Genomic DNA, 3020 nt, shown 5'->3' on the forward strand with positions numbered 1-3020 from the left:
GTTCTCTGATGACACGCCAAAACGTTTTGAAGCGTACGGCTGGCATGTTATTGCTGCGGTTGATGGCCATAACGCTGAAGCGATTAATGCCGCGATTGAGGCTGCAAAAGCAGACCCTCGTCCAACCTTGATTTGCACCAAAACCATCATCGGTTTTGGCTCGCCAAACAAAGCGGGCTCACACGACTGTCACGGTGCCCCTTTAGGCGCTGAAGAAATCAAAGCAGCGCGTGAATTCTTGGGTTGGCCGCATGCACCTTTCCACATCCCTGCCGACATTTACGCGCAGTGGGATGCCAAAGAAGCTGGCCAAGCGAAAGAAACCGATTGGAACGCCAAGTTTGAAGCCTACGCCGCCGCCTACCCAGCCGAAGCCGCTGAGTTCAAACGCCGCGTAAATGGCGAGTTGCCAGCAGAATGGGAAGCGAAAGCGAGTCAAATTATCGCTGACCTTCAAGCCAACCCAGCCAATATTGCGTCACGTAAAGCGTCACAAAATGCGCTGGAAGCGTTTGGTAAAATGCTGCCCGAATTTATGGGCGGCTCGGCGGACTTGGCACCGTCTAACCTCACCATGTGGTCGGGCTCTCAATCGCTCACGGCGGAAGACTTCTCGGGTAACTACATTCACTATGGTGTGCGTGAATTCGGTATGACTGCCATCATGAATGGTATCGCGCTGCACGGTGGCTTCGTTCCTTACGGCGCGACCTTCCTGATGTTTATGGAATACGCCCGTAATGCAATGCGTATGGCCGCGCTGATGAAAATTCAGAACATTCAAGTGTACACACACGACTCTATCGGGTTGGGTGAAGATGGCCCAACCCATCAACCGGTTGAGCAAGTGGCTTCACTGCGTTTGACACCGAACATGAGCACATGGCGTCCGTGTGACCAAGTGGAATCAGCCGTCGCATGGAAGTTGGCGATTGAGCGTAAAGATGGCCCATCAGCGCTGATTTTCTCTCGTCAAAACCTAGCGCAGCAGCCACGCAGTGAAACGCAAGTTGCGGATATTGCGAAAGGTGGTTACATCCTAAAAGAGTGCGCGGGTCAGCCTAAGCTTATCCTGATTGCCACTGGCTCTGAAGTTGAACTGGCGGTGAAAGCGGCAGAGCAACTTACAGCCGAAGGTAAGAAAGTACGCGTAGTTTCGATGCCATCGACCGATGCATTTGATAAACAAGACGCAGCCTACCGCGAAGCCGTACTACCAGCAGCCGTGACTAAGCGTATTGCAATTGAAGCAGGTATCGCGGATTTCTGGTACAAGTACGTGGGTTTTGGCGGCAAGATCATCGGTATGACTACCTTTGGTGAGTCAGCACCGGCGGATCAACTGTTCAAAATGTTCGGCTTTACGACTGAAAACGTGGTGAAACAAGCGCAAGAGCTGCTTGCTTAAGTCTTCTTATTTTTAATGCAAAAGCCCAGCGAGTCATTCGCTGGGCTTTTTTGATCTTGTCGCGTGTGAAAAGAGATACATCACTTAAAAGGCACGCCACCAAAAGGCATAACTTAATTATTGGAAACAATAAATAACACTTCCACACGACGGTTACATGCTTTACCTGCATTGGTTTTATTCGTACAAGCCGGAACATATTCACCATATCCACGGGTAAAAATAGAGTCCATCGCCACATTACTTTTCACTAAAGTGTTCTTTACCGCTTTCGCTCGACGTTCAGACAAACCATCATTAAAAGTTGGCGCTCCACTACTGTCCGTATGGCCATCAATCACAATATCAATACCGGGTTCTGAGGCTAAATAACTTCCCATCATAGTAAGCCAATCACCAGAGCCAGAGGAGACGGTGGACGAGCCCGTTTCAAATTTCACCGTATCTTTCAATTTAACCATAATGTGGTTACCCGGGAGAACCTCGTAATCAACGCCATTCTTCAATAAAAAACTTTGCAAAGAATCATAGCTACTCACGCGCTGCTGTCCCATCGGTCCTTGAACACCTGTTGAAGCAATCTTCGGCGCATAGCCCCATTCAGGGTAGAGCACGTCAAAATCACCTTTTGGCGCTGCATCCAATAGATTGTCGCTAAACATTCGATCTGCGGTGGCTAATGTTCCACACCCCGTTAACAACATCAATAACGGTAAGGCTAAATACTTCATTCAAGCATCACTCCATTCTCTTACTACCTAAACTGTATCGGCCAAGACTGTAAAACTTTATATATATTTGGTAGCAATTTCGTGGTTGTTTCTGTTTTCCTTGTCACGGTAAGCCGTTAGAATTCAAGTATTCTTTTTTAACTCAATACTCGTTATGAAAAAAAACACACGCTATTGGTTGACTCTCATCACAACACTACTGATTCTAGCAGGCTGCGGTGACAACACTACGCCACAAAAAGGGAAACAATATGATGAGCTTCCCGTAAGTCTTGCAACATACCGCCTGCCAGCCGTCACGGAAGTGTTTTCGCTGACTTGCGGACACTGTCGTTCAATGGAAAAGGTCATCCCAGAGCTAGAGAAAATAACAGGCGAAACATTTGGTAAACTGCATGTCACCTTTAACGAAGGCGCACAGATTGGAGCCATGATTTACTATTCAGCCGTGATGCAACTGGGAGCAATTCCCGATCATGCCATGATGGAACAGCTATTTTCGGTCGTGCAAATGGATGAAGAAGTAACGTTAAGTGAGCGTAAAGAAGCGATTGATTTGGCCTTCAGCCAACGAGGGCTAATCAGCCCGTATTCGTTAGATGATGAGCAGCAAAAACAGTTATTCCAAGAGATTCAGCTCGCTGATGATATTTCAGTAAAAGGCCAAATCAATGCCGTTCCAACCTTTATTGTGAAAGGCAAATATTTAGTCATCACCTCCGGTCATAAAGATGTAGCAGATATCGCGAATACCATCTCATATTTATTGACTCACCCCTAATCCACAAGGCTTTAAAAATATGTCTAAATTTGTATTTCCAATTATTATTTTTTTACTGGCTGGCTTTTTTATCTATCGTACGTGGAATAACCACAAAATT

General features: G+C 46.8%; 3 protein-coding genes and 1 pseudogene. 3 read left to right on the forward strand and 1 reads right to left on the reverse strand.

Annotated elements, in window-relative coordinates:
* The coding region (locus AACU59_RS04095) for a transketolase family protein (protein WP_161437677.1) at positions 1–1408 on the forward strand (1408 nt) is incomplete at its 5' end.
* A 113-nt stretch (positions 1409–1521) separates the two neighbouring features.
* Here AACU59_RS04095 and AACU59_RS04100 read toward each other — a convergent pair.
* Positions 1522–2139: an OmpA family protein gene (locus AACU59_RS04100; protein ID WP_161437678.1), complete on the reverse strand. Its 618-nt coding sequence runs from the start codon at positions 2137–2139 to the stop codon at positions 1522–1524.
* Positions 2140–2293: 154 nt separating this feature from the next.
* Here AACU59_RS04100 and AACU59_RS04105 point away from each other — a divergent pair, with 154 nt between their 5' ends.
* Both AACU59_RS04105 and AACU59_RS04110 read left to right on the forward strand, forming a co-directional pair.
* Positions 2294–2920 carry a thiol:disulfide interchange protein DsbA/DsbL gene (locus AACU59_RS04105; RefSeq protein WP_047690361.1) on the forward strand — a complete coding sequence of 209 codons (627 nt, stop codon included), beginning with the start codon at positions 2294–2296 and terminating at the stop codon, positions 2918–2920.
* 19 nt (positions 2921–2939) lie between these two features.
* A pseudogene (locus tag AACU59_RS04110) lies at positions 2940–3020 on the forward strand (FKBP-type peptidyl-prolyl cis-trans isomerase); the annotation flags it as partial.

Origin of the sequence: Vibrio sp. V23_P3S9T160 (genome assembly GCF_963886625.1) — a bacterium.
GTDB lineage: Bacteria > Pseudomonadota > Gammaproteobacteria > Enterobacterales > Vibrionaceae > Vibrio > Vibrio anguillarum.